Genomic DNA, 6,000 nt, shown 5'->3' with positions numbered 1-6,000 from the left:
CCTTGTGCCAGCACCAGTTTGACCGCCTCGGCCCGGAATTCCGGCGTGTATGTTGTTGATCTCATGATTTCACTCCCTTTGACAAGTTTATCAAATGGAAGTGTCCGAAAATGTCAGGCTACCTCATGGAGGCCACGAGTGCATTGCTGCGCGTTATTCCGGCTAGACACGACAGCGATCTTGCGAGAGCCGCGCATAGGCCGCGGTGGCACCGAACAATTCTGTCGTGATCAATAAGCCTTCCGTCAGTGCCGCCATGGAGCGGGAGGAGATGGCATAGGCATCCTGGCCAGGATGGCGACGCGACGGATAACAGAAGCCGTGAATCGCGCCGTCATGGCTTGCGATAATGCGGTCCAGAAAATACCCCAACCATTGGCAAAAGCCGTAATCTGGACTGCGCAGCGCATCATAGATACCCAATTTGCTCGCAAGATCGCCAGACAAATCAAGCAAGCGCAATGGCTGCGCACAGCGCAGGGTTGCAATCAATGCCTGTTCGGCCTTTGGCGCGAACTGAAACGTACCGGGGCGCGTCACATCGTTGACGCACAAACGGGCCTCCCATACGGCCGTGAGCACCTCATTGGCTGCGTAGACCCAATGGAACGGGAAAGCTCCGTCAGCGCCAACCAAGTCCTCTGGTGGCCCGAACCGGTATGTCCGATTCACACTAGTAGGCCACACCGATGCAGCGTTCCAGGCAGCTCTGACCAGCGGCTGCTTGGCCGGCAGTTCAATTACGCCATCGGATAACACTTGATTAAGATATTCAAACTCAGGCAGCATCCCGGCGAAGTTTTTCGGAGGGGCTACCAAATTACTCAATGGCGGCATGTATTAGCCTACGATATCAGTCATACCTTTGTTGTGGTGCGATGCGACAACTTGGACCCGACGTACCCGCGTAGCAGCCGGCAGATCCAGAAGGGCCTGCTGACTTGCATGCAAGGTGCCGCGCGTTTCAAACGGCTTGCCGGCCATGACTTCGGCTGGCGACAAATCGTTCAGTTCATCCGCTGCGCATACCCAAAAGGCATGAATTTCACTACTCGGCTGATCGGCCAATTGGGACAATACAGGGGCAATCATTTCCGGTACTGGCTCAACAAACTGCCAGAGCGGGAATTCCTTGCCGATGCTGCGCCCCTTGGGTGTGGTGCAGTAGAACCTACCACTCTCAGCCGCGCGATACAGGCTCGCCTGCGACAGATTGACCCAACCCTGTTCGATCACATCCGAGGCCTTTAATCTCGACACCGGTAGCTGATCAAGTACAACCTGGCGCTCTTCCGATAACGTGGCTCGCGCTTCCCGGAGGGCCCGCTTCGCCAGAGCGACGATGCGCTGGCGGTCCGGTCCTTCGGCAAGCAACTCGACACGCTCAGTGACCAGTTGTGCGAAGTGGTCTACGAAGCGCTGGTTGATTTCATTCATCGCCGGCGCCTTGCCGGCAGGACTGATTTGATCCGCGTTGGGTGTCATGACAAAACCTCAGACTGGGAAGGGGGGGCAATCGCTGGATGAGTGATGGTGATCAATCGCACCTTTCCACACAGCATTAGCAAGTGAGTAGGCCTGCCGCAAGCCGGAATTCGGCGTGCCCAGCCGATCAGGCGCTCGTCGAGTTTGCTAACAAGACGGCATAGAAACCACCGCCTTTGGCTTATTCCTGGCGTGTATAAGCGTTCAGTCTCGCTATCATGGCCCGCTACTGTGACGCTGTCCAGGTACCGCTGATATGTTTTGCGCAGGGCAGCGACACGATTGCTGGCAGCGCCGTCGATTACCCGATCGAGCTCCGACTCGATCAGCCTCGAGATTTGCGTTACACCTTCATAAGCGGCTCTTAATTGATCTCGGTAGTCCATATCGATTCCGTGTGGAGACTCTGAGGTAATAGTACGCTGCTTTCTTAACTTTCTCAAGTATCGCACCATTCCCGCTCCACTTGACTCCGTCCTTACTGCAGACGTCGTCCGTCAGCGCGCAACAGGCTTGGCTAGAGCCTCTACTGCCAAGTAAGGCTGCACGGGAAAACACTTGCATCGGCATAGATTGTATTTTATGATCTCAAAATGCAGTGCGAGATGATGCCGTATGTTTCAATTTTGCTCGCCTGTGTCGCTGATCTGTGCTCAGAGGCAGGAAGTCTTCGATTTCTTTGCTTTAGAAGCGTAAGTCGGGGCTAGTGAATTTGCATGCATTGAGTGTTTGAAATTGGATTTCGCCATGTGTATGTCATGCAAAGGTTGGTATTTTTGCGTTTGGTAGTCAAATAAAGCAAAAAATGCCGTTGAGTATAATCAAAGGAGACAACTCATGTCGTACCGCCGCGGTTGGACCGCTTTCTTTCTCTTTTTGCTGGCAATGATCAACTACATGGACAGGATTGCGCTGTCCATAGCGGCAAAGCCGATCGCAGCTGAGTTTCATCTGTCGGCCGTCGCCATGGGCTATCTTTTCTCCTCGTTCATTTGGAGTTATGCCCTGTTCTTACTTCCAATGGGCTATCTGATTGACCGATTTGGTCCACGCAAGATGGCCGGCGCCGGGATCTTCGTATGGTCTGCGGCAACTGCCCTGACCGCCGCGGTGTCGAGCTTTTCGGGATTGCTTGTAGCGCGGTTGGTAATGGGGGCCGGTGAGTCGAGCAGCAATCCAGTCGGAGCTAAAGTAATTCGACAATGGTTCCCTGCCAGCGAGCGAGGCATGGTGATGGCTATTTTCAATAGCGGCTCCTATGCCGGACCTGCAATTTGCTCCGTTATTCTCGGCGCGATTGTCGCTGTCTGGGGCTGGCGTGCATCGTTCATCATTGCAGGAGGAATTGGCTTTGTCTGGCTTGCAGCATGGCTACTGTTCTTCCGTACCCCCGAGGAAACCAAATGGCTGAGTGATGCCGAGCGCAGGAAAATTGTCGAGGAGCGCGAGACCGGCCAGGTTGCAAAATCTGGTGACGACCAAAGCGGCGGCGGACTGCGCCAGCTCATCAAATCGCCAAGCCTGTGGGGCATTGCTCTGACACAGGGGTGCAATGTCTACACCCAATACCTGTTCCTTACCTGGCTGCCCAGCTACCTCCAAACGACCCGTAACCTTTCGATCAAAGATACCGGCTGGCTGACTGCGACCCCGTACGCTGTTTCTGTCCTGCTGTGCATCGCGTCTGGTTACTTGAGTGACCTCTATCTCAAAAAAGGCGGAGTCAATTCCGGTCGTCGACGGAATGCAGTTGCGCTGGCGCTCGTCATTGCCGCTGTTATCCTGTCAGTGCCAGTGGTAGACAACATCTACTTGCTCATGGCCGTGCTGTCTATTTCGTTGACGGGGATCGCGTCGACAACTTCACTGAACTTCTCACTGCTCAATGACTTGCTGCCGAACTCGAAGGATGTTGCTAAGGCGATTGCATTCGTTGTGGTCGGCGGAAATATCTTTGGCATGATTGCGCCAATTGCTACCGGCTATGTCGTCGCGGCGACGGGCAGTTACAACTGGGCGTTCGTCATCGCTGGCATTCTCTTAATTGTTGGTGCACTGACGACGCTTACGCTGACGCGCCGGCCTATCTCCCCAACACATTCGGCTGTCCGCCGCGCGCACCTCTGCAGTGCCAAAACAGCGTAGATGAAGTTTCAGGCAGGGCCCGGCGCTGTACGTTAGCGCTCGGTTTCGGGCCTTGCCTGCAGACGCGCTCGCCGGTGCGTCTGCAAATTCCACTTCTCGACTCCGCCAGCAGTTCCCCCCCCCATCGATCCCCTCAATACCTTTACTGTGCAAGATCTGGTAATTGCATTATGTGAGTCAAGAATTTACATTCTGGCTGATTCTTCAATGCAGTTTCAGCTCACGCGGATGGTGCAGCCGGGCTTTAAAGCCGGCGGATAGAGGACGAGTTGAGGAAAATGCGTTTGACAAACAAGGGAGCCGGTTGGTCTGTGAATAGAGAAAATTAAATCGCATTTTATGAACAAATAATGCTATAGTTAATTCAATCGATTGGAGCTTGCTAACGCGCTGCCCCAAACGATGCACATAAAGTGGCGCGGCAGTGAGTACAGACGAGGAAATAGCTGCGCAACATTTTGGAATTCCTCACTCATTCGCTAGGAGATAAACGTGATCATCAAGACCCCTTCAAACGCCGCGCTGCTGAAGCCAGAAACCCTGCCCACGCATGAACGCGGCGGCGGCGCTCGTACTACGCCCCTCGTTGGCAAGTCGCTCGGTGGCAGCAGCTTCATCACCGGATACACGTCCTTCGACGCTGGCGTGGAAATCCCGTTCCATTGCCACAACTGTGAAGAGAGCGTGGTGCTGATGGAAGGGGACGCGATGTTGGATATCGATGGGTTGGAATATCGTCTGAAACCCCACGATGTGACGTACATCCCTCCCAATGTGTCGCACCGCTTCCGGAATCTGTCGCAGACCCAGCCGATGAAGATCCTCTGGATCTATGCCAGTGTCGATGCGACCAGGACGTTGACGTCCTCTGGCATTACCAATCCCGTTGCCGCTGAGCACGGAGCAAACTGAAACCTTAGGCCCGTTTTATCAATCAATAAATATCTAGGCAGGAAACAATCATGAGTCTGTCATACACCGTTAATGCTGAGGGCCTGCGCGAGTTCGGCACCGCAGTGCTGGTTGAAACTGGCGTGCCCGTAGCCGATGCTCGCTTACTGTCCGACAGCTTGGTCACGGCCGAACTTTGGGGGCATTCATCTCATGGCATGCTGCGACTACCGTGGTATGTCGAGCGTCTGCGCAGCGGCGCCATGAAGGCCGTAACTTCGAGTGCAATTGCAGTCGATAACGGCGGGGTCGTTGTTCTGGACGGCATGCACGGAGTCGGGCAGGTACTGACCTCGCAGGCAGTCAGCTTGGGCATTGAGCGCGCGCGAAAGCACGGTATTAGTGCTGTTGGCATTCGCAACTCCAATCACTTTGGCACGGCTGCCTACTTCACGCGGGAGGCCGCGAAAGCCGGGTGCGTCGCCCTGCTGGCCACGAACGCTAGCCCTGCGATGGCGCCTTGGGGGGGCAAGGTCAAGACCATCGGCACCAACCCTTGGTCGATCGCGGCGCCAGCTGGCAAGCGCGGTGTGGCAGTCATGGATATTGCCAATACTTCGGTTGCTCGAGGCAAGATTTACCTTGCGGCTGAGCGCGGAGAGGAGATTCCCGCCTTATGGGCGGCAGATGCGAACGGCGTGCCGACCACCAATGCGCAGGCGGCGATCGACGGTCTTATCCTGCCGATGGCCGGACATAAGGGATACGTCATTTCCTTCATGATGGATGTATTGGCCGGAGTCCTTACCGGAAGTCATTTCGGCTCCAACGTAGCGGGCCCGTACGAGCCACAGCGTGAGAGTGGCTGCGGCCACATGCTGATTACCATCGACATTAGCGCCATGATGCCGGTTCAGGAATTTGAAAGCCGCATGGAGACGTTGATCGACGAGATCAAAGCGGTCCCCACTGCCGACGGCGTGGACGAAATTTTCTTCCCTGGCGAGCTGGAAGACCGGAACACTGAGCGCAACCTGGTGCGGGGGATCGAGGTGACCGAGCATACCTGGGATAGCCTCGCTCGCCTGGCTGTCGAGACTGGCGTTGCGCTGCCACGCACCCAACAATCATCTAACTGAAAGGAAGTACACACATGATCGCGCTAATGGTATCCCTTGATGTTTATCCCGAGCGGTTGGAGCAGTTTCTGTCCGCTATCCAGGAAAACGCCGAACGCACGTTCAATGATGAACCGGGCTGCAGCTATTTCGACGTTACTCAGGATCTGAAGAATCCCACCCATTTTGTCTTCTATGAACTGTATGAAGATGACGCTGCGATTCAGGCGCATCGCGCAGCACCCCATTTCGCGCAATGGCGACAGGCAGCAGACCAGTGTGTGGTCCCCGGAAGCCAAGTCAACACGTTCTGCAACCGCTTATTCCACCACTCATAAGCGTCCCCCACTTTTCTGAAGGA

6 protein-coding genes are annotated in these 6,000 nt (G+C 55.1%); 4 read left to right on the top strand and 2 right to left on the bottom strand.

Annotated elements, in window-relative coordinates:
* Window positions 1-162: 162 nt before the first annotated feature.
* Both H3H39_RS26870 and H3H39_RS26865 read right to left on the bottom strand, forming a co-directional pair.
* Window positions 163-837, bottom strand: coding sequence for an RES family NAD+ phosphorylase (locus tag H3H39_RS26870; RefSeq protein WP_182157597.1), 675 nt, complete (start codon window positions 835-837; stop codon window positions 163-165).
* Between the two features lie 3 nt (window positions 838-840).
* The gene (locus H3H39_RS26865; RefSeq protein ID WP_182157595.1) at window positions 841-1,485 is read right to left on the bottom strand and encodes a hypothetical protein; all 645 of its coding nucleotides are present in this window, start codon (window positions 1,483-1,485) and stop codon (window positions 841-843) included.
* Window positions 1,486-2,322: 837 nt separating this feature from the next.
* On the opposite strand from H3H39_RS26865, the gene H3H39_RS26860 reads away from it, so the two are divergent.
* The 4 genes from H3H39_RS26860 (at window position 2,323) to H3H39_RS26845 (ending at window position 5,977) form a co-directional block, all read left to right on the top strand.
* Entirely contained in the window at window positions 2,323-3,630 is a 1,308-nt protein-coding gene (locus tag H3H39_RS26860) for an MFS transporter (protein WP_182157594.1), read from the top strand.
* Between the two features lie 492 nt (window positions 3,631-4,122).
* The gene (locus H3H39_RS26855; RefSeq protein WP_182157592.1) at window positions 4,123-4,542 is read left to right on the top strand and encodes a cupin domain-containing protein; all 420 of its coding nucleotides are present in this window, start codon (window positions 4,123-4,125) and stop codon (window positions 4,540-4,542) included.
* Window positions 4,543-4,592: 50 nt separating this feature from the next.
* Window positions 4,593-5,660, top strand: coding sequence for an Ldh family oxidoreductase (locus tag H3H39_RS26850; RefSeq protein ID WP_182157590.1), 1,068 nt, complete (start codon window positions 4,593-4,595; stop codon window positions 5,658-5,660).
* A gap of 14 nt (window positions 5,661-5,674) precedes the next feature.
* A complete protein-coding gene (locus H3H39_RS26845; RefSeq protein ID WP_182157588.1) occupies window positions 5,675-5,977 on the top strand; it encodes a putative quinol monooxygenase in 303 nt (100 codons plus the stop codon).
* The last annotated feature ends 23 nt before the right edge of the window (window positions 5,978-6,000 follow it).

Origin of the sequence: Rugamonas apoptosis (genome assembly GCF_014042355.1) — a bacterium.
Taxonomy (GTDB): Bacteria; Pseudomonadota; Gammaproteobacteria; order Burkholderiales; family Burkholderiaceae_D; genus Rugamonas; species Rugamonas apoptosis.
Note: the sequence above shows the minus strand (reverse complement) of the source record. Positions and strands in the feature narration are given on the sequence as shown.